This window comes from Photobacterium piscicola (assembly GCF_046058925.1).
Taxonomy (GTDB): domain Bacteria; phylum Pseudomonadota; class Gammaproteobacteria; order Enterobacterales; family Vibrionaceae; genus Photobacterium; species Photobacterium piscicola.
In genome coordinates this window covers 166,012-185,759 of sequence record NZ_CP175535.1, presented here as the reverse complement: position 1 = coordinate 185,759, position 19,748 = coordinate 166,012, and the positions used below count along the sequence as shown (strand labels likewise).

The 19,748-nt window shown below is 34.7% G+C and carries 18 protein-coding genes and 1 pseudogene; 10 read left to right on the top strand and 9 right to left on the bottom strand.

The features are described from left to right. Positions 1-54: 54 nt before the first annotated feature. The 7 genes and pseudogenes from ACJZU6_RS15545 (at position 55) to ACJZU6_RS15515 (ending at position 5,742) form a co-directional block, all read left to right on the top strand. The gene (locus ACJZU6_RS15545) at positions 55-1,062 is read left to right on the top strand and encodes a glycosyltransferase family 2 protein (protein ID WP_408901334.1); all 1,008 of its coding nucleotides are present in this window, start codon (positions 55-57) and stop codon (positions 1,060-1,062) included. 230 nt (positions 1,063-1,292) lie between these two features. After that, positions 1,293-1,556, top strand: coding sequence for a molybdenum cofactor biosynthesis protein (locus ACJZU6_RS15540; RefSeq protein ID WP_408901333.1), 264 nt, complete (start codon positions 1,293-1,295; stop codon positions 1,554-1,556). A gap of 700 nt (positions 1,557-2,256) precedes the next feature. Next, a complete protein-coding gene (locus ACJZU6_RS15535) occupies positions 2,257-3,099 on the top strand; it encodes a hypothetical protein (protein WP_408901332.1) in 843 nt (280 codons plus the stop codon). A 41-nt stretch (positions 3,100-3,140) separates the two neighbouring features. Further along, positions 3,141-4,334: pseudogene (locus tag ACJZU6_RS15530) on the top strand (IS3 family transposase). Positions 4,335-4,370: 36 nt separating this feature from the next. Further along, positions 4,371-4,724: a glycosyltransferase family 4 protein gene (locus ACJZU6_RS15525; RefSeq protein WP_408901331.1), complete on the top strand. Its 354-nt coding sequence runs from the start codon at positions 4,371-4,373 to the stop codon at positions 4,722-4,724. A 9-nt stretch (positions 4,725-4,733) separates the two neighbouring features. After that, a complete protein-coding gene (locus ACJZU6_RS15520; protein ID WP_408901330.1) occupies positions 4,734-5,153 on the top strand; it encodes a hypothetical protein in 420 nt (139 codons plus the stop codon). 109 nt (positions 5,154-5,262) lie between these two features. Then, a complete protein-coding gene (locus ACJZU6_RS15515; RefSeq protein ID WP_408901329.1) occupies positions 5,263-5,742 on the top strand; it encodes a hypothetical protein in 480 nt (159 codons plus the stop codon). Positions 5,743-5,786: 44 nt separating this feature from the next. On the opposite strand, the gene ACJZU6_RS15510 is transcribed toward ACJZU6_RS15515, so the two are convergent. The 3 genes from ACJZU6_RS15510 to ACJZU6_RS15500 form a co-directional block, all read right to left on the bottom strand. Beyond that, complete coding sequence (locus tag ACJZU6_RS15510) at positions 5,787-7,295, bottom strand: DUF4832 domain-containing protein (RefSeq protein ID WP_408901328.1); 1,509 nt, start codon at positions 7,293-7,295, stop codon at positions 5,787-5,789. 144 nt (positions 7,296-7,439) lie between these two features. Next, positions 7,440-9,008 (bottom strand): DUF4832 domain-containing protein, encoded by a 1,569-nt coding sequence (locus ACJZU6_RS15505; RefSeq protein WP_408901327.1) that lies wholly within the window; start codon positions 9,006-9,008, stop codon positions 7,440-7,442. A 288-nt stretch (positions 9,009-9,296) separates the two neighbouring features. Beyond that, on the bottom strand, positions 9,297-9,788 hold the full coding sequence (locus ACJZU6_RS15500; protein WP_080155541.1) for a CreA family protein: 492 nt from the start codon (positions 9,786-9,788) through the stop codon (positions 9,297-9,299). Positions 9,789-10,166: 378 nt separating this feature from the next. Here ACJZU6_RS15500 and ACJZU6_RS15495 point away from each other — a divergent pair, with 378 nt between their 5' ends. Further along, complete coding sequence (locus tag ACJZU6_RS15495; protein ID WP_241956853.1) at positions 10,167-10,505, top strand: hypothetical protein; 339 nt, start codon at positions 10,167-10,169, stop codon at positions 10,503-10,505. Between the two features lie 89 nt (positions 10,506-10,594). Here ACJZU6_RS15495 and ACJZU6_RS15490 read toward each other — a convergent pair whose 3' ends face one another. The 5 genes from ACJZU6_RS15490 to ACJZU6_RS15470 form a co-directional block, all read right to left on the bottom strand. Beyond that, positions 10,595-11,635, bottom strand: coding sequence for a hypothetical protein (locus ACJZU6_RS15490; RefSeq protein ID WP_408901326.1), 1,041 nt, complete (start codon positions 11,633-11,635; stop codon positions 10,595-10,597). Positions 11,636-11,757: 122 nt separating this feature from the next. Beyond that, a complete protein-coding gene (locus tag ACJZU6_RS15485; protein ID WP_408901325.1) occupies positions 11,758-12,063 on the bottom strand; it encodes a DUF1289 domain-containing protein in 306 nt (101 codons plus the stop codon). A 118-nt stretch (positions 12,064-12,181) separates the two neighbouring features. Further along, positions 12,182-12,721, bottom strand: coding sequence for a GNAT family N-acetyltransferase (locus tag ACJZU6_RS15480; RefSeq protein WP_080155545.1), 540 nt, complete (start codon positions 12,719-12,721; stop codon positions 12,182-12,184). Positions 12,722-12,861: 140 nt separating this feature from the next. Next, positions 12,862-13,356, bottom strand: coding sequence for an SRPBCC family protein (locus ACJZU6_RS15475; RefSeq protein WP_235865752.1), 495 nt, complete (start codon positions 13,354-13,356; stop codon positions 12,862-12,864). Between the two features lie 936 nt (positions 13,357-14,292). Next, positions 14,293-14,832, bottom strand: a complete 540-nt coding sequence (locus ACJZU6_RS15470) for a hypothetical protein (protein WP_408901324.1) — start codon at positions 14,830-14,832, stop codon at positions 14,293-14,295. A 166-nt stretch (positions 14,833-14,998) separates the two neighbouring features. On the opposite strand from ACJZU6_RS15470, the gene ACJZU6_RS15465 reads away from it, so the two are divergent. Further along, positions 14,999-15,481, top strand: coding sequence for a GreA/GreB family elongation factor (locus ACJZU6_RS15465; RefSeq protein ID WP_408901323.1), 483 nt, complete (start codon positions 14,999-15,001; stop codon positions 15,479-15,481). Positions 15,482-15,493: 12 nt separating this feature from the next. Here the strand turns inward: ACJZU6_RS15465 and ACJZU6_RS15460 are convergent, their stop codons facing one another. After that, a complete protein-coding gene (locus ACJZU6_RS15460; protein ID WP_408901322.1) occupies positions 15,494-16,399 on the bottom strand; it encodes a LysR substrate-binding domain-containing protein in 906 nt (301 codons plus the stop codon). A gap of 130 nt (positions 16,400-16,529) precedes the next feature. Between ACJZU6_RS15460 and ACJZU6_RS15455 the strand changes: the two genes are divergently transcribed. After that, complete coding sequence (locus ACJZU6_RS15455; protein ID WP_408901321.1) at positions 16,530-19,364, top strand: FAD-binding and (Fe-S)-binding domain-containing protein; 2,835 nt, start codon at positions 16,530-16,532, stop codon at positions 19,362-19,364. The last annotated feature ends 384 nt before the right edge of the window (positions 19,365-19,748 follow it).

Genomic DNA, 19,748 nt, shown 5'->3' with positions numbered 1-19,748 from the left:
TAGCTATAATCTATAATAAAGAATATCGGATATATACATAAGAAGAAGGTAAATATGTCACTTAGTTGTAAATATAAATATGAATTATCCGTTATAATTAAAACCTTTAATGAAGAAGCAAATATCGGCGCAACAATTGATAGCATTCGAAGTAATATTCACGATATCAATTATGAAATTATTGTGGCTGATAGCTTATCGTTAGATGCAACACAACAAATAGCTCTTGATCGTGGTGTTAAGGTCGTAACACTCAATAATGCAGATGAAAGATGCTGTGGTGTTGGTCACCAACTCGGTTACCTTGTAAGTGAGGGAAAGTATCTATTATTACTTGATGGTGATATGCAATTAGAGGCCGGATTTATTGAAAGTGCTATTAAATTTTTAGATGATAATCAAAACTATGCAGCAGTTGCGGGTGCTGTTGAAATGGATGATTCATCTAATTATGAGTTCAAAGCAAGAAAACAAAAAATAGCGATTATTTATCCATTTGGTGATGTTAATCATTTAGGTGGTGGTGGCTTATATCGCTCATCTGCTATCGATGAAATCGGTTATTTAACCAATAGAAATTTACACGCATTAGAAGAAGGTGAACTTGGTTTGCGTTTAACGAGTGCGGGTTATAAGTTGCATCGTCTTGATATTCCATATTTTAAACATACCTCATATGAGCTATCAACATTAGAGTTATTAAAGCACCGTTGGAACAATGGCTATCTTTTTTCTCATGGTGAGTTACTAAAGTCAGCATATGGTAAGCCGTATTTTATGCGTGCGGTGAAATTGATTAAGAGCGAATTAGTTTTTACAGCTTACGTTATGTTGGTATTGTTGGTTTTAGTTTTCGGTGGCTTTAGTGATTTGTTAATCTCACTTTTACCTCTTGTTGCTTTTTGGGCTTTAAAGTCATTAAAAAATAAATCGATGCAAGATGGATTTATGAGTATTTTAAACTTATCGTCTTTTTCTGCGGGCATAATTAGAGGCCTTCTTACTCCAATTAAAGATCCTAAAGAAAAACCAAGCTATACAATATTACCGAAAGATGAATAATTATCTGATTATTAGTTAGTATTATGTTAGTTATAAGCCGATCATTGTTGATCGGCTTTTTTGTATCTTATTGTTTATTAATATTTATTACATTAAATTGATGCTTATGTGGAATAACTGAAATTAAATTGGAATCTTGATCTTATTTATGTCGCTGAAATTTGTTTTTATATCACCTATATAATATATTTGACAAATACTATGTCTTCTTATTATAGATCTGAGTGTTGATGGTTATTAACAAAAGTTGGGGTTTTATTTCAATATCTATAGGTGTTGTTTCTCTTTTATGGGGAGGCGGAGCATTGTGTGGAATGATAGAACAAAAATATGTACTAACTGAAATTAGTTCAGTGATGAATGCTTTTGGCTCTGATGTGTATAGTGCATATTATCTTGAAAATACAATAGCGGAAGAACGCCATAAAAATATTATAGTGTTAATAAGCGGTATTAGTATGACGACTTTTGGTTCATTACTCATGAAATACTGAAGTCAATATAACCTTATGATAAATAAAAATGAGAGTGTTGCACAACTGTAGCACTCTTATAATATCAGTATTATTCTATCTTCTTCTTAATCTAAATAACTATATTTTTTTATTGATGATAAATAGTTTAGTTGCTTATTTTTATCGTCAGCACATCATATAATATTAATAATAATAATCGTGAGATGTTTTCGTGACGAGATAGATACATTTTTTATTCTGATTTGTAGCTATGATGTAGCATTACTATTAATAATCAATTTTTGAATATGATTTATTTCAATCTGACAGATGTGTTTATATACATGTATTTATCTCTGCTTAATTAAAGTTTGATTAATAGGCCATTATTATTGGTTTTTTTGTATGCTTATTGAGCATAAAAGTAAAATTAAATAGATTTAAAAATAATTTATAAGATTGCATTGATTAATTGCTACTCATAAAAAGCATTGTAAAAGTAGAGTTGCTGTTGGTAATTTATTGATATAATTATATTTTAATTTAACATATGCATGTGTGTGCTAATGTTATTTATAAGTGGATGCTCTTGGTGGTTGCGACAAAAATTTGACGTTCGTTGCATTTTTTAAGGTATACTTAAATATTAAATACTTTAATATATGAATGATTAGAGCGATACTATAGCTATTGTATCGTTCTGTAATATAACCTGTTTAGTTAGAGGCTAGTACAAGCTATGAGAAGAGAAGCTATAAAAATAGCGGATGATGGTTATACAGTTTTAATAAAAGTAAGTGACTTTTTGTTAATTAACCTCGTATTAACTTTTATTATTTCTTTACGTGGCGAAAGTGAAACAGCGATTGGCTTAGCAGCAAGTGTGCTGTTTTCGGTTATATTCTTATTAGTGGGTGAATATAGTCACCTCTATAAAAAATATGTTCGTGGGGATTACTACCACACGGTACTTAAAACATTAATTGCCTTATTATTGTCTGCTTTCGTTTGGTATGTTTTATGTGAACAAGTTGATACTTTAAAAGGTGTGAATGATTCACACTTGAATTCTGATCTGATTATCTTGTGGTTATCTCTATCATTATTGATACTTATTGCTTTTAAATTAAGTGTCATTTATACCATTCGTAAATTTTTAAAAAACAATAAAAAAACACGAAAAATTGCTATTATCGGTATGACGCCAGGTGGCTTAGCTATTGAAAATGCATTGAGAAAAAACATTCGTTATCAAAAGTTTAATATTGCTTATTATGACGATCGCAATGAAGACCGCTTTGGGTATTTATCTAAAACACCATTGTGTGGAAATATAAAAAAACTTATCAAGTTAGCTAAACAAGGCGATATTGATGAAGTGTATATTGCTTTACCTATGGTTGCTAAAGGCCGTATTCAAGAGTGCTTACACCTATTGTCTGACACGATGGCAGAAACCTATATTGTGCCTGACTTATATACTTATGATTTAAGTGTAAGCCAAATAAGTACTGTTGGTAATGTGCAAACATTTAGTGTGTTTAGTTCTCCATTTGAAGGTATGGGTGTAGTGGTACATTAAATTTGGCCACCTACTCAGAGGTGATATCATCACCTCATAACATGGATAGGTGACATTATGACAAAGCGTACAAGACGATTATTTAGTGCTGAATTTAAGCTTGAAGCAGCACAATTAGTTCTAGAACAAAATTACTCAGTAACAGAAGCAGCCCAAGCAATGAACGTGGGTAAATCTACGATGGATAAGTGGGTTCGACAGCTTAAAGAGGAGCGCCAAGGAAAAGCTCCCAAAGCATCACCAATGACGCCTGAACAAATTGAAATACGAGAATTAAAAAAGAAGTTAGCGACACTTGAAGAGCATAATGAAATATTAAAAAAAGCCACCGCTCTCTTGATGTCAGACTCATTGAACAATTCTCGTTAATCGAGAAACTCAAGAAGAGCCACAGCATAACAACGTTATGCAAAGTATTAGGTGTTCATCGCAGTAGCTATAAATATTGGCAGAGACGGCCAAAGTTTATTTCTATTGAATTGATTAAACTTCGTTGTTTAATCAAAGAGGTACATGCAGCTAGCAATGGTTCTGCTGGGGCTAGAAGTATTGCCGGTATGGTTACTGCTCAAGGCATCGCCTTGAGCCGATATCGTGCATCTAAGCTAATGAAAGGCCTTAATCTTGTTAGTTGCCAATCGCCGAAACATCGATACCGTAAAGTAAAACAGGAACATATTGCGATTCCTAATCACCTTGATCGTCAATTTGCGGTTACATCACCAAATCAAGTTTGGGTCGGTGATGTGACCTATGTTTGGACTGGAAATCGTTGGATGTATCTTGCTGTAGTTATCGATCTATTTTCGAGAAAACCTGTTGGTTGGGCGATGTCTCTATCGCCTGATAGTCGATTAACAGGTAAAGCACTTCTGATGGCTTATGAATCACGAGATAAACCTAAAGAGGTTATGTTCCACAGCGATCAAGGTAGTCATTATACAAGTCGCTACTATCGACAATTATTATGGCGATGCCAGATTAAACAAAGTTTATCTCGTCGGGGAAATTGTTGGGATAACGCACCAATGGAACGTTTCTTTAGAAGTTTAAAAACAGAATGGGTTCCAAATGTTGGCTATCGTAGTTTTGCTGAAGCAAAACACGAAATCACTCGATATATTATTGGCTATTACAGCCAATTAAGGCCTCACCAATATAATGGCGGATTAACCCCTAATGAATCTGAACGATTATATTGGTTAACCTCTAAAACTGTGGCCAGTATTTGTTGACCACTACACTATAAACTAAAGAATACAGCAAGGGAGATGGATAACGTTATATTGACGGGATTCTTATCCGGAGAGGAATTGCATAGTATTTTTTCACAAGCTGATACTTTTGTGCTTCCTTCATTTAGTGAAGGGCTACCTATTGCTTTATTAGAAGCTATGTCTTTTTCATTACCCGCTATTGTTAGTGATATTCCTGCTAATAAGGCTGTTCATTTACCTGAGCAATGTTATTTTAAATGTGGTGATAGCCAAGACTTAGCGAATATGCTTATTGCTGGAATTAATCAGTCTCTTGTATCGTATGCTGAGTATTTAAAATACTACGATTGGAATTTAATTTCAGAACAAACGTTTGATGTGTATCAACAAGCAATAATGAAAAAGTAAGAATTGTATATGAATTGTAATACTAGCTACGCTCAACAAGAAAGTTCTATAAAAGATCGGTTTTTTAATTCAATGTCTGATGATGTTCTATCATCTTTTACATTAGAGCAGAAACAAGAAATAGAAAAATCAATTGTTAAAAATACTTCAGGTAGTGATCACTGTATAGATTTAAGACCTGTTATTGGTTTTGGTAAGTGGCGTTATTATACTGTTTTTATTGTTGGTAAAGATCGTCGTTATCAGACACGAAAGAGAGCGTCATTATCTCTATTAGTTAAGTCATTGCTTATTTTATTTGGCTGTATTGGTTTATTTATGTTTGCAATATTAACAATGTATTTAATTAAGTCTGCATTAGGGATTGATATTTTTAAACATTTTTCTTTTGGTGTTTGGGATGCCTTTCGAAATACATTTATAAAATAATATGCATATGTTTGTATGTTCCTATTTCGCATATGAATGTAGTGGACTATTAGAATAATTAGTAGTAAATTCCGCATATCTAATTAAACTAATAGAAAATAGTTAAGTCATGAAAAAATTATATATTGCTCTTTGTTTAGTGACTGCATCATTATCTACTTCAGCTTTTGCTGATTCAAGTATAGGTAGCGATAATGGTGATTGGCAAGATTGTGGTCCTGTAAAAGTAGAAGCTATTCGTGTGGAACATGGTGCAATTTTTGCATTTTTAAATAACTCATCAAAGCATTGGAAAGCATGGAAGCGTATAGCGTTAAATAAAGCAAATGATGATTATATGGCTAAACCGATGCAGTTGTTTTCTCATTCAAATCTGTCAACTGCTCAACAACTACAACTACAACTACAGCAACAACAGGAACAACATAATTTACGTTTTAAAACTGAAATGGAAAGCTCACAATTTCAGTCTTTATTAGAAAATGCATTACTTCACAATAAAAAAATTATTGTTCGTTTTCCTGGTAATGAAACGTGTAGTGCTGATAATTGGGCATCTAATGCCGTTATGGTTCAATTAAATAAATAATATGTAATAAAAAAGCGTCAAATAATTATATTTGACGCTTTTTATTATTTAATAGTTATTGGTATTAATTGGAACCATCTTTTTTTAATTTTCCCATTAATACCTAATAATATTTGTGGTTGATGAGTGTTTGGTTTTACCATTGCAACATCAAGATAATAGTGACCTCTAACTATATTTTTAGGTAAAGTATAATTATTATTTTGATGATAGATGGGAGCTTTTCCTGTAAGTGTTGAAGCTGGCTGCCACTGTGAAATAATATTATTAGTATCAAAATAATAATTATACTTATTGTCGATACTCCTTAATCGCCATACAACAGGGTAATTATTATAGCTAGGTGCAACACCAACATTTTGCCATTGGGAATGAAAAGTAATTGGGCTATTTGCTGTAAAACTACTGGTTACTGTAATATGTTTAAGGTTAAATCGATAGCCTAATTTTTTAATGAAATTATTTAGTATTGGTTGGTATTGTTCTGGAACTTTAGTTGACTTTAGATTAAATAATGAGGCATGTAGCGCGAGAGCTGTGTTAAATGTTTTTTGTACTTTTGGGAGAGTATAAATTTTTTGATGGTTATACCAATATTCTAGATCGTCACAAACCTCAAAATCTACAGGTGCTTTTTCCCAACGGTTAAGAAAATCTTTATCTGCTTGATCGTTTTTAATGACCCCATTACCGATTATATGTTTGATTGTTTGTGGATAACCATTTTGCATGTGGTTCCAACTTGGTGTCCAATCACCAATACAATCCGCTCGCCATCCTAATCCATGCTGAGTTGCATAACTGGTTGTGTTTTCATCAGGGGTACCAATTGTCATAGATAATGTTTTATTAGGGAATGCTTTTTGCATCATTGTAATATAGGGAATCAGATCTTTGTCTTTATAGCCATGTGACCCTAAAGTTGGGCGATTGCGATTAGCATGAGTCGATAAATGCCATTCTCCCCATGTGCCTACTAAGCCAACATCTAAACGCAAAATAGTAGGGTTATGATCGTAACGTTTTCCCATCGCATCAATAAATTGTTGTAGATCGTGTTTAAAAACTTTATTTTTATAGTTAACGACAAAACTATTATCATTTTTGCAGATGTTATGTGTTTTAGGATCAATTTGTTTTTTTAACCAGCAAGGAATGCCTAATATTTTCTTTCCTGCTCGAAGAGACCCTTTATAATAGGTTTCATTTAGCCCTGCTAATGTCATAAATCGAATTACGATCTTTTTATTTTGTGCTTTGGCTGCATTTATCGTGTCGTCTATCAGCTTGTAGTTATAGCTTCCTTGTTGTGGCTCTAATTGTTCCCAATACCAACGGTAATAAACGACACTTGTTTTTGGTGCAGAAGGCTCTGACCAATAGGGGTTATCATGACGATTGATGGTCTGATAATCTGTGATACCAATATCGGGATTAATAAGGATATTATTATTAGTAGTAGGGGTATAATTGAGGGAGAGCGGAGCTGCATAGATTGGCGCTGTTGCACCTAGGCATACAAGACTAAATACTAAAAGGTGATTACACGTCATTTTAAAATACCAATAAATAATAATATTTAAGTATAATTGATGTTTATTGGGAGATATCAATAAAGTGTAAAATAATATATTTAAATTATTTACTAACGCAGAAATTAAAGATCAATATAATATTGATCTTTAATAAAGGGATTATTACTTGCAATTTAAATAAATTGACTTTATTTGATACCATTTATCTTGCTTCATGCCTTCAATGCCTAATTTAATAACTGCATTATGAGTGTTGGGTGTAACTAATGCGACATCAAGGAAATAATTGCCAGCATTAATGTTATTAGGCAATGTGAATGTATTTTGTAGCTTATAGCTCGGTATGGTTTCATTTTGATTATTTGCAGGAAGCCAATTACGAATATCATTGTTTGTTTCGAAGTAAGCAACAACATTATTGTCTTGATCTCTTAGTCGCCATACAACAGGGTAATTATTATAACTTGGGGCGACCCCCGTATTTTTCCAACGAGAGTTGATTAAAATTGGCGATCCTGCTATTAAGTCACTGGTAATTTCAACCATGCTTAATTCAAATCGGTAACCTACTTTTTTTAAAAAATCATTTAATAGCGGCTGATATTGTGGAGGAATAAAACCTGATTTAAGATTAAGTAATGATGTATGCATATTAAGAGCTTCATCAAAGGTTTGTTTAACTTTTTCTTCAGTGTAAATATCGGGTCTCTTGGCCCAATCTTCCATTGTGTAACAAATCTCAAAATCAACAGGTGCTTTTTTCCAACGAGAAAGAAAATTTTTATCAGGGTAAGTATTTAATATATTACCTAAACCTAAGGTATGTTTGATCGTATCAGGATAGCTGTTCTCCATATGGTTCCAGTTTGGCTCCCAATCACCTAAACAGTCCGCTCTCCAGCCATAATTTCTTTTTGTTGTATAACCTAAAATATTTTCATCAACTGATCCAATAACCATCGTTAAGGTTTTATTGGGGAAAGCTTTAGCTAGCATTTCGGGATATACACGTAGATCTTTATCAGTATAACCATGGTAACCTAGTGTTGAATGAAATTCTTTATGAGTGGCTAGATTCCATTCTCCCCATGAGCCAACAAGCCCGACATCTAAGCGAAGAAGATTCGCATTATTGTTATAACGGTTTCCCATCGCCATTAAAAAGCGCTGTAGATATTTTTTGAAGAGGGGATTTTTATAATCAATAATGTAGCTATTATCATTAGCGCATACATCACTTACTGTATTGTCATCTATCTGAGTTTTTAGCCAGCAAGGAATACCCAGTATTTTTTTGCCTGCATTGGGAGAGGGGTTATAATGCTCATCGTTTTTGCCTGCCATTGTCATAAAACGAATAACTGTTTTTTTCCCTAATGCTGCGGCTTGGTTGATGGTGTCATCAATAAGCTTAAAATTATATTGGCCTTGTTGGGGTTCTAATTCTTCCCAATACCAGCGGAAATAAACAACAGACGTTTCTGGATGAGTTGGTTCATTCCACCATGGATCATTTTTAATATCAAATGAATGGTAATCAGTAATACCAATATCGGGATTAATAAGTATTTTGTTAATAGCTATAGGTGTTGTTCTTATTGTAACTTCTTCTGCAACAGCTACATTAGCTAAAGGTAAAGTTGTCAATGTTAGTAAGCAAATTTTCGCTAATAGGTTGATTGATTGGGAAGGCATCTTGAAAGTAATTGATTTTTTAGTATTTGTTAGCATAATTATTCATCCGTAGAATGTTAAATAATTAAACATAGTTAATATGTATTATTGTTGTGTGGACTATGCCAAAAAAAGACTAATAGAGAAGGGTTATTATCGGAATCGGAATCACACTTTTCAATAATGATAATTTTATTTGTGGGGGAAGTGTTACTGTTATGTTGGATATGGTTATTAAATTAACGTTTTCTGGGTATTGTTATTGGTTTTTTATATGTTTAAAACTGAAGGGTGGGTGCAATATATCGCTTCCAAATCAGATAGATAAGAAGCGATAATGCAATATTATTGAATATTGGTTGCCGACGCCGGCGTATGATCAACGTAAGCTTTAGTTCCCCACAATGGCACTGTTGACAAACTGTGTTTATAACTACCGGTTGTTGTTTTGGTTGAATATGATAAATACATCAATGTTTCTGATTGAGGATCATAAATTCGACGTATTTTCATTGATTTAAAAAAGATACTTTTAGATTTTTTAAATACCACTTCACCTGATTTTGATTTATCAATATTGGCGATCATTTCAGGTGTTATCTCACCTGTTTGGCGGCATGAAATAGAAGAATCAGAAGGATCAGCTAGACTTAAATCTGCTTCAATACTTGCTATATGACATGTAACGCCAGGAACTATTGGGTCGACTAATGTATTTAATTTAATGTCTTTAGTAGTAAACATTCCTAAAGAAACATCGCCAACTTCATTATCCGAGCATCCACTTAGTGTTAATGCGACAGCAAGAGAACTTGCGGCTATTAAAAATTTTTTCATACAGACTCCCTGTTAAATGAATAATCTCACTTAAAATTTTAATTTGTTATTATTACGCTAAGTTATACGCGAAATTTTGATCCTTTTCATTATACACTTTTCAAAAAACATGTTTGTCATCAACAGATCAGTCTCGGCAAAGCGTAGTGAAAATAAATATCATAAATTTATGAGTAAGGTTGTTTGTGATTTAAGTATATGATAATTATCTGTTATTATACTTTTTTTCTTATGCGCTAAAATCAGAAATGTTACTTTAATGATAACTTTTATTAAAAATAGTCTTTTCAATTGCTAAAATTACACATAGGATGAATGTAGCAATATTGTTATTATAATAATTATCAACGGATGATTATTACTGATTATGAGGAGGATATGATGTCAAATATTCTTGCGTTTCCAGTAAAAGAACAGCCTCGCGATCGTACGCCGTTAGAATTAATTGTTGAACAGGAATTGTTAGATTTAGGTGCAGATAGTTACATGGTCGACATTATTATCGAGCGAATGGAAAAATTTTTAGCGCTTGCTTCGTTTGAGTTTGATTTGAAAATGAAAGTATCTAAAAATTGCTTAGATGAAATGAATCAAAATGTGTTTCCTGTTATTTCGAATATGCAGGAATCAATGCGAAACACAATGAATGATATGTTAACTGAGCGGGTGTTACATGAAATTCGATTATACAATTTAGAACAACACGCAGTTAAATAAGAGATACTTCTATTTGCTAGTCTTCTGTTCGATTCGATAAATTCATCATTATGCCGCTGGTTTATTATTATAATCACAGCGGCTCTTTATTAATTTTTGGATCCTAATTGCCAAATTTTTTCGGCACGGCTACCTATTCCCCAAAAACTTAATGCTAATATCGCAAAAAAGAGTGCTTTGTGTAATGTATCCCAGAAGTATTCAAAATAACGGCTATAGAGACACAGTAACAAAAAAATAATGCCAAACGCGCGTATTAAAGCATTGTTGTTTTTAATTCCGTAAAAAATGGCGCCTATAGTGATAAAAAGCATTGCTACACTCCAGCCCCAGAGCTCGATCTGTTTCACATGAGACCAAGCTCGTAAACTGTCATAGTTACCAAAAATAGTTAGCATCCATAGTGCAGTAAAGAAATAAATTAACCCAACAAATAGTGTGGCTTCTTTTGCAAAGTAAAATCGGCTATGAGGCTTAAAAATCGTACTTAATCCGACAATTAATATTCCCACAAAAATAAACCGTAATGGAATGTTCATTCCCCAAAAGAGGAAGTGATCTTGTGCAAGATAAGATGTTTCAGTTAGCACCCATAATCCAACCCCGAATAAAGCAAATAGCCACACTAAAACAGAACGAAGTTGAAGCCCGATTACCGTATAAGCTATCGTAGGGATGAGTATAAAAATACTTTCACGCCAATGTAGCGCTAAAGTGGTGTGACTAAGAAATCCACTCGTGACTGCCGTTATAAGTACGCCAAAAAAGAACATGGCTTCATTACTGACTGTTTTTTCTGGATGACGTTGGCGACGTCTAACGCCAAAGAAAAATAATAGTCCAGCAAGTATTGTACTCAGTAGCGTTAATACACTTGCTGGTGTGTTGATGATACGTGAGATTAAGGCAATCAGATAATCATCGGCCACCAATAAGATCACCGAAAGAATAAAGCAGGCAATAGCAATCCAAAAGGAATAGACCGCGAGGAGTTTCCAATCAAAAGTAATAACGTGGTAACTTTGGCGCAATTGCTGCGCCTGTTGATCATCAATTAGGTGCTGTTGCTGCCATTGAGCTATCGTTTCACTAAGCAGTTGTCCTTGACGCTTATTAACTTTAATGTCCATATCGGTTCCAGATAGTATCGAGCACGTATAGGCGTTGTATTATCTTATAATGCACTAATCATTGTAACGGGTTGGCATTATTAATGATATCGAGGTTATTTTTATATGCCAATAGTGAAATATCATAAGGTTGGTAATAAGGATAGACACTGGCGACATAGGCAAGCATTGGCTGTATCAGTGAGTGTTTGGCGAGGTTCAATTTCAAAGCACCAGCAGGTCGCTTTTCCTGCTTGAATATCGCATTGTGTGGGCTGTTGGCATTGTGGGCACTGATGGGTTGGTGTTATGGCTTTTATTTGTGCCATGATTGCTAGTTGTTGAGGTTCTGGATAAGCTATCCAGTGGCTGATTTCTGTCATTGTCCGTAAGCAGCCACTGCAAATACCAGCATTATTTTTACATTTAGCGACACAAGGTGATTTCACGATTAAAACTCAGTAATAAGTAACATTCAGTTATGAGTATGCTAACGATTAATAACTGTAAATGCTACTTTCACCCTAATGATCATCCCGTGAATGGCTCTTCATATTATTCTCTTTGTTATGACGCTGCTTGTTTTAGTACCTCATAGATCGCAATATTATCTTGTGAGATATGATGACTAGGAATAGTAAGAGAGGGAACATGTTTCATGCCAATTTTGATCATGACATTTTCAGGGCCTGATACTGTTTTTAAATGTCGGCCATAAAGATGTTGTAAATTGAGTTTATTAAACCCAAATTCTTTTATGCGCTCAACTGCTTCTGTACAATAGCCATTTCCCCAGAAAGGGACACCAATCCAATAACCTAGCTGTGCGCTATGCTGGCTAATATTTTCTAATCCTGCACAACCGATAAGTTGGTGATTACTTTTTAGAGTGATAGCAAAAATAGCGGACTGGTGACTATGCCAACCTGCTAAATGTTTACCTATCCACTTTCCTGCCATACCATCAGAATAAGGATGTGGGACACTAATTGTACCATTAGCGATATCAACATTGCCGGCTAGTAGTTGGATCTTGGTCGCGTCAGATAATTCTAAAGGACGTAGAATTAAGCGCTCAGTCGTTAGTAGTGGTTGATTTTTAGTCATAGAATATACTCACAAACATGGCTAGATATGACTATTAATCAATAAATACATATTAATTTATAGGGCTAGGATCAATTATTGAGTGGGTAACTGGTTTAAAAAGTAAGATCTGTGGAGTCACACCGCATTATTATCAAGAGTTAGATCTTTGGGTTAACATTAGTTGAAGGATCTTTAGCGATAGCTTGATTGATCAGTTGAGGATTGGTTTCACTAAAATGAATTAACTTTACCAATGCTAATTTAATGAAGCGATGAATATGTTGCTTGATCAGCCACCCTGTACCAATAAATTTAGGTGAGAAGGTCATGTGGTATTGAATTTTAGTTTGCTCTGTATTGATACTGATAAATTTAATCCAGCTGCCATGTTCAGCAATAGGGGCACCAGTGATAATTTTATAATGAAGATGTTCATTTTCTTTAAAGTCAATAATCTGCTCTTGATAAGTAAAAAAGCCGTTGTTTACTTCACGAATAGCACCAATGCCATTGTTATGCGGTTTACCTGCACGTAGTAAGATGTAATTAGCATTAAAAAAACGGTGCAGTTGCTCATGATCTGAAAGTAAGGCAAACAATACATTTTTAGGCGCATTAGCTGTAAGTTCAATAGAGATACTGTGTATTGTCATTATGCTTTCCCAAACCTGAAACCTTTTCGCACTATTAAGCATAGATGTTTGAATGATATTTGCATTCTAATAATGCTTAAAAACCGAAAAATAAGTGTTGTAGGCAGTTTTTAAGTAAAGAGGGGGGAAATATTCAATCTTAAAAAAAGAATTGTTAGATAAAGTAAAAATAAAAGTAGGTTATTTTTACCTTGTTTAGCAAGGTGTTAGCCTTTATTCAATCATATAATTAATAAAAGAAAGAGATATCTCACAAAAAAACAGATGAGAAGAGTTGTCAAAAAGTAAAAATATAATTATATTAACTGTGTTGATATAGATCGTTAGGTGAAAGTTATTTTAAAAATCAGAAAGTCTTAGTTTATATTCTTTCTTAAATTACCCTCCACGAAGTCTTATCACAGTAATATTTATTCACAATGGAACTTGTTCTTAGAAGTTGTTGTCATAAATAGATACGCAAATGATGTTGTTCATAATAATTCAATTAATGTGTCATTATAACGTCATATAATATTGGTTAAGTAGAACACGAATAGTCGAGTAAGAACGGTATTAATATATAGTGATATCAACCTTGCTCATTGGGAAAAAATGAGAGGTTTATAATGAAAACACGCAGTCGTAGACAGTGGTTTTACCATAAAAATCAAACAACTAAAGCTATTAAAGCTTAGGTTTGAAACAAACATTTCTTTATAGGTGATAAAGGAATGAATACACTTAATTATCCTCTAATTAAGTGTTTGTTGAAGATTGTTCATAACAAATATCAACGGCCAAAGTGGCCAGAAATACAGATTTACATTACAACATTTCTGGCTAACTTATACTTCTTTAAATATTAATGCTGATATTAAATTTCCCATACCAAAGCAATCGATTGCTTTGGCATTAAGTAAATTGTTCTTACTCATATATATGCAATTTTTATTGTTATCTATATAACGATCCGCCAATAATAATATCGCTTGGAAGATCTTGGAGTGGCATATTGCCAATATAAATATTACCGTCGACGACCAACTTATTCGGCAATGTTAGAATTTTGCTATTTTGAAGCAATAAATCACCTTTTACATAAAGGTTATCTGGTAATTTTTTCAATTGGGTATGAGCAACACTAAGATCGCCGAGTACTCGTAAACCAAAGTTAAGTTCTTTAATTTTAGAATAAGCAAGATTGATATAGCCATCAACATTGAGGGCTAAAGGTAAGTGCTCAATATTGCTATAAGCTAAATTAAGATTCCCTTTTACAATAAGACGTAAAGGCAACATGTTAATGCGGCTATTCTCGAGATTAAGGTTACCATTAACGGTTAAAGGATCGGGTAAGCGAATATTGCCACTGTCTTTTAATGAAATATTGCCATAGCTATCTTTATAATTGAGTAAATGGATCTGCGTCAATGCCATTGTTGGTTGTGTTATCACCAGACATAGCACACATAAAAATCGTTTAACAATATACATATAAATAAACCTAGGCTTTGTAATAATAAATACCAAAACATATCGGCACCTAAGTGGAATTCTTTAATGTGAAGCTGCACTGATGCCAATCGGTTATTGCCGTTTTTGTTTGTCTCTCTATTCAATGTATAATCAGCGCCCATTTGGTTATATAGAGGGATCTGTGATGAATAAAGTTGTATTACTCGAGCGTATTCAGCAACAGTTAGAACAGACATTACAAATAGCGACTGAAGCTGCAATGCGAGCTTACAATACTGCTACAGATGATGAAAATGTAGCTGAAAATAAATATGATACCTTTGCATTAGAAGCCTCGTATCTTGCTCATGGTCAGGCACTGCGGGTGGCTGAATGCAAAGATGATATTAGTGCGTACCAGCACTTATTTGCCTCAATGCCTATACAACAAGATACTGTCGTCGTTGGCCATTTAGTTACTTTAGAAGACTATGACGGTAATGTGAAACACGTATTTTTAGGCCCTGCGGCTGGTGGGTTAAAGTTTACGATTGATGGACAAAATGTGATTATTGTTACACCTACATCACCCTTTGGTGAAGCATTACTTGGACGTAATATCGATGAAGAAGTTGATATCCATATAAGTAATAACGTCATATGGTTTGATGTGATCAGTATTAAATAGTGTTATCAATATTTAGTGGAACTGATCACGCTGACGTTGATAATAATAATATAAATGCTCAATGAATAACTTCACTTTCGTTGGTTGTTGTTTGGTATAAGGATATACCGCATAAATGCCTAATGATTTAGCAACATAAGGTGCCAATACTTCAACTAATGTGCCTTGAGCTAAATCTTGAGCCACTAATACTTTTGGCACGTAAACTAAGCCTTGACCATGTAATGCCGCTCCGCGCAATGCCGAAGCGTTATTGGTGATAAAATTGCCATGAACATGGATGGTATGGGGACCTAAATTGTCGTTGACGAGCCAAGCATTTGCCCCTGTTTCTTGGAAGCTATAGCCTAAGCAATTATGATGACTTAATTGTTCTGTATTGGTGGGGGTTCCTCGTCGAGCAAGGTAACATGGTGCACCACATATAACCCAACGCGCTTCAACTAATTGGCGTGCAATAAAGCTAGAATCAGGCATTGCGCCTGTACGAATAGCTAAATCAAACCCTTCTTGTACCAAGTCAACAAAACGATTATCAAGATCCATTTCAATATGAATATCGGGATATTTCTCACTAAAAGCGGCTATCGCCTCTGGCAAAATAAGTTCACCAGAGATAGTAGGAACCGTTAATCGAATAGTACCCGTTAAACTTTCACCCAAACCATTCATAGCATCATTGGCATTTTGAACGGCGTTATACACTTCTCTGGCATGGTGATAAAACACTTCACCAGCTTCTGTTAGTGTCAATTTACGGGTGGTACGGTAAATGAGCTGTACACCTAACGCAGTTTCTAACCCTGTTATACGCTTACTGACGACGGACTTAGTTAAACCGATGTGATCTGCCGCTTTACAAAATGATCCAGTTTCAATCAGATGATAGAACAGTAATAAATTTTTAGTGGTTTGCATTAGTATAGTTTTTGCAACACAGATGTGAATTAATCAATATATATCAACTATACCTATAGCAGTAAAATTATTCATCCTTTATTAAAATAGTAAGCATGATAGATATGCTTAACAATAATTACATGGAGCAATGATGCAGCCTGTTTATACGGATTTGATAGAACAATTACGCCAGCAAATTGATGAAAAAAGAATTATTACCGATCCAACATTACTGTTTGCTTATGGTACTGATGCCAGTTTTTACCGTTTGTTACCGCAATTAGTTCTACAGCTTGATACGCTTGATGAAGTTATTTTTGTCGTTAAAACGTGTTATGAACGTAAAATTGCTGTTACTTTTCGTGCTGCCGGTACGAGCCTTTCCGGTCAAGCTCAATCAGATTCGGTGTTAATTACATTAACGCGTCGGTGGCGTGATTATAAAGTACTGAATGATGGGGCTCAAATCTGGTTGCAACCGGGAATTATTGGTGCTGAGGCAAATACTATTTTAGCGCCATTTGGACGTAAAATTGGCCCGGATCCTGGCTCTATTAATAGTTGTAAAATCGGTGGTATTGTTGCCAATAATGCATCTGGAATGTGCTGTGGTACTTCACAAAATAGTTACCGTACGGTTGCTGGAATGACGGTGGTATTGGCTGATGGTACGTTACTTAATACGTTAGATCTCAATAGTATTGCTGCATTTAAAAAAAGCCATGCTGAGATGATCTCAGAATTAATGTTATTGGTGAGTGAATGTCAGGCTAACCGTGTTTTAGCTGATAAGATCCGCCATAAATACCGCTTAAAAAATACCACGGGTTACAGTTTAAATGCGCTGGTGGATTTTGATGATCCCATTGATGTGTTACAGCATTTATTTGTTGGCTCCGAAGGGACATTAGGTTTTATTGCGGATGTCACTTACAACACAGTAGTAAACCATGCTTTTAAAGCATCAGGTTTGTTTGTCTTTGCTGACATCGAACAAACATGCCTTGCTGTAAGCCAATTGAGTAAAACCCGTGTCGCAGCGGTAGAGCTAATGGATAATCGTTCATTGGCATCTGTGGCAGAAAAACCCGGTATGCCACGCTTTATTGCTCAACTGGGTCTTGATGGCAACACTGAAGCGGCGGCGCTATTAATTGAGTTGCATGCTGAAGATGAACAAGATTTAGGTCTTCAAAGTGATGGAATACAACAGATAATCAACGCATTTTCGCCAATTGAACAAGTGAATTTTAGTCGTGATACTAAAGTTTGTGAGCAATTATGGGGTATTCGTAAAGAGCTGTTTCCTGCTGTTGGCGCTGTACGAGAAAGTGGTACTACAGTAATAATTGAAGATGTTGCCTTTCCTATTGCTCAATTGGCACCCGCTGTACGTGATTTACAAACACTGTTCGTACAATTTGAATATCATGAAGCCATTATTTTTGGTCATGCTTTAGCGGGTAATTTGCATTTTGTTTTCACGCAGTCATTTGATACACAGGCTGAAATTGAACGTTACAGCGCTTTTATGGATGCTGTGGCTCAATTGGTTGCTGTTGATTACCAAGGTTCATTAAAAGCAGAACATGGTACTGGCCGTAATATGGCGCCTTTTATTGAACTTGAATGGGGAAATGACGGTTATCAGTTAATGCTCGCAATTAAAGGTATTTTTGATACGCAGGGTATTTTAAATCCTGGCGTGATCATTAACGCGGATAAAAAATCACATATTAAAAATTTGAAAGCCATGCCCGTTGCTGATGAACTTATTGATAAATGCGTGGAATGTGGTTTTTGTGAGCCTGTGTGCCCTTCGCGTAATTTATCATTAACACCACGTCAGCGTAATACTGTGTTTCGTGAAATATCACGCTTACGGCGTAGTGATGAGGATCCTGCTCGTTTAGCGGCGATGGAAAAAACCTACCGTTACTATGGTCTCGATACGTGTGCTGCGACAGGATTGTGTGCAGAGCGTTGTCCTGTTGGTATTAATACGGGTGATTTGGTTCGAAAATTACGTCAGAACCATACGGAAAAAGCAAAGAAAATAGCATCGTGGACAGGAAACCATTTTGCAACGGTAACAGCGTCAGCGAAGGCTGGATTAACTGTTGCGAATAAGATGCATACCCTATTAGGTACCAATAGAATGCATAAGCTCACGCAAAAGGTTTATCAACTATCAGGCCATAAAATTCCACAATGGACCGTACATTTACCGTTGCCAGCTACAAAAATAGTTGCTCCAATTATTAGTGGTATCACCAAAGAGCGGATAGTGTATTTCCCAAGTTGTGCAGCTCGAAATATGGGGGTTGAAGCACAAGCAAAGGATAAACGTCCATTAGCTGAAGTTACGATATCGTTATTGGAAAAAGCAGGTTATGAGGTTATTTTTCCAGCTAATTTAAATAATCAATGTTGTGGCATGCCTTATACAAGTAAAGGCTTTCCCGAAACAGCACACCTTAAAGCGCAACAACTGGAGCAAGCGCTGTGGGCAGCTTCAGAACAAGGCCAATATCCAATTTTGATGGATACCAGTCCATGTGCCTGCGCCAGTAAACAACATTTACGTAAAGAATTGATTATTTATGAACCGTTTAAGTTTGTTGCTGAATTTGTTTTACCAAGATTAAAAATCATACCGCAGCCAGAGCCTGTAATGTTACATATTACCTGTACTTCTCGACGTCAAGGTCTAGCGCCTCTGATTGAACAAGTGACTAAAGCATGTGCATTAAATGTTATTATTCCCGATGATATTAGTTGTTGTGGTTTTGCTGGAGACAAAGGTTTTACTAAACCTGAACTTAATGCAAGTGCTCTTGCACCGTTAAAGGCACAGGTACCACAAGGATGTAGTGAAGGGTATTCAAATAGTCGAACTTGTGAAATTGGACTATCAGAGCACAGTGGTATTGAATATCGTTCCATTTTATATTTAGTGGATAAAGTAAGTCGCTTACGTTAAATACTGTATGGTTTATTGGTGTGAAAATATTCAAACATAATTGATAATAAAGCCCTATTTTTTTAGGGTTTTTGTTTTTAAATTTGTTCAAAATATATCGAGATAGATAATATTTCATTTTAATGGCAGAGATTAGTGTCAAAATGTTTAAAAAACAACCATAAATAAAAGTGGTTATTAAGTTTTTATATTTAAAGTCACCTTCTTTCGATAATTAAAATCTCTATTATTAAGGCTATTTAGCGAAGTAAAATCACTATTTTAATGCATTTACTCTAAATCATATTAAATAAGCCGTAAAAATCAGTATCATTGTGGTTGTTTGTGCTGTGGTTCACTGTTTTCTGCACTTGAAAGCCTTGGTGTGCAAGCTTATTATTTTAT

Bases quoted from the DNA above. Each gene is read 5' to 3' on its own strand.
- ACJZU6_RS15545 (WP_408901334.1), top strand. From the start codon at position 55: ATGTCACTTAGTTGTAAATATAAATATGAATTATCCGTTATAATTAAA.
- ACJZU6_RS15540 (WP_408901333.1), top strand. From the start codon at position 1,293: ATGGTTATTAACAAAAGTTGGGGTTTTATTTCAATATCTATAGGTGTT.
- ACJZU6_RS15535 (WP_408901332.1), top strand. From the start codon at position 2,257: ATGAGAAGAGAAGCTATAAAAATAGCGGATGATGGTTATACAGTTTTA.
- ACJZU6_RS15525 (WP_408901331.1), top strand. From the start codon at position 4,371: ATGGATAACGTTATATTGACGGGATTCTTATCCGGAGAGGAATTGCAT.
- ACJZU6_RS15520 (WP_408901330.1), top strand. From the start codon at position 4,734: ATGAATTGTAATACTAGCTACGCTCAACAAGAAAGTTCTATAAAAGAT.
- ACJZU6_RS15515 (WP_408901329.1), top strand. From the start codon at position 5,263: ATGAAAAAATTATATATTGCTCTTTGTTTAGTGACTGCATCATTATCT.
- ACJZU6_RS15510 (WP_408901328.1), bottom strand. From the start codon at position 7,295: ATGACGTGTAATCACCTTTTAGTATTTAGTCTTGTATGCCTAGGTGCA.
- ACJZU6_RS15505 (WP_408901327.1), bottom strand. From the start codon at position 9,008: ATGCTAACAAATACTAAAAAATCAATTACTTTCAAGATGCCTTCCCAA.
- ACJZU6_RS15500 (WP_080155541.1), bottom strand. From the start codon at position 9,788: ATGAAAAAATTTTTAATAGCCGCAAGTTCTCTTGCTGTCGCATTAACA.
- ACJZU6_RS15495 (WP_241956853.1), top strand. From the start codon at position 10,167: ATGATGTCAAATATTCTTGCGTTTCCAGTAAAAGAACAGCCTCGCGAT.
- ACJZU6_RS15490 (WP_408901326.1), bottom strand. From the start codon at position 11,635: ATGGACATTAAAGTTAATAAGCGTCAAGGACAACTGCTTAGTGAAACG.
- ACJZU6_RS15480 (WP_080155545.1), bottom strand. From the start codon at position 12,721: ATGACTAAAAATCAACCACTACTAACGACTGAGCGCTTAATTCTACGT.
- ACJZU6_RS15475 (WP_235865752.1), bottom strand. From the start codon at position 13,356: ATGACAATACACAGTATCTCTATTGAACTTACAGCTAATGCGCCTAAA.
- ACJZU6_RS15470 (WP_408901324.1), bottom strand. From the start codon at position 14,832: ATGTATATTGTTAAACGATTTTTATGTGTGCTATGTCTGGTGATAACA.
- ACJZU6_RS15465 (WP_408901323.1), top strand. From the start codon at position 14,999: ATGAATAAAGTTGTATTACTCGAGCGTATTCAGCAACAGTTAGAACAG.
- ACJZU6_RS15460 (WP_408901322.1), bottom strand. From the start codon at position 16,399: ATGCAAACCACTAAAAATTTATTACTGTTCTATCATCTGATTGAAACT.
- ACJZU6_RS15455 (WP_408901321.1), top strand. From the start codon at position 16,530: ATGATGCAGCCTGTTTATACGGATTTGATAGAACAATTACGCCAGCAA.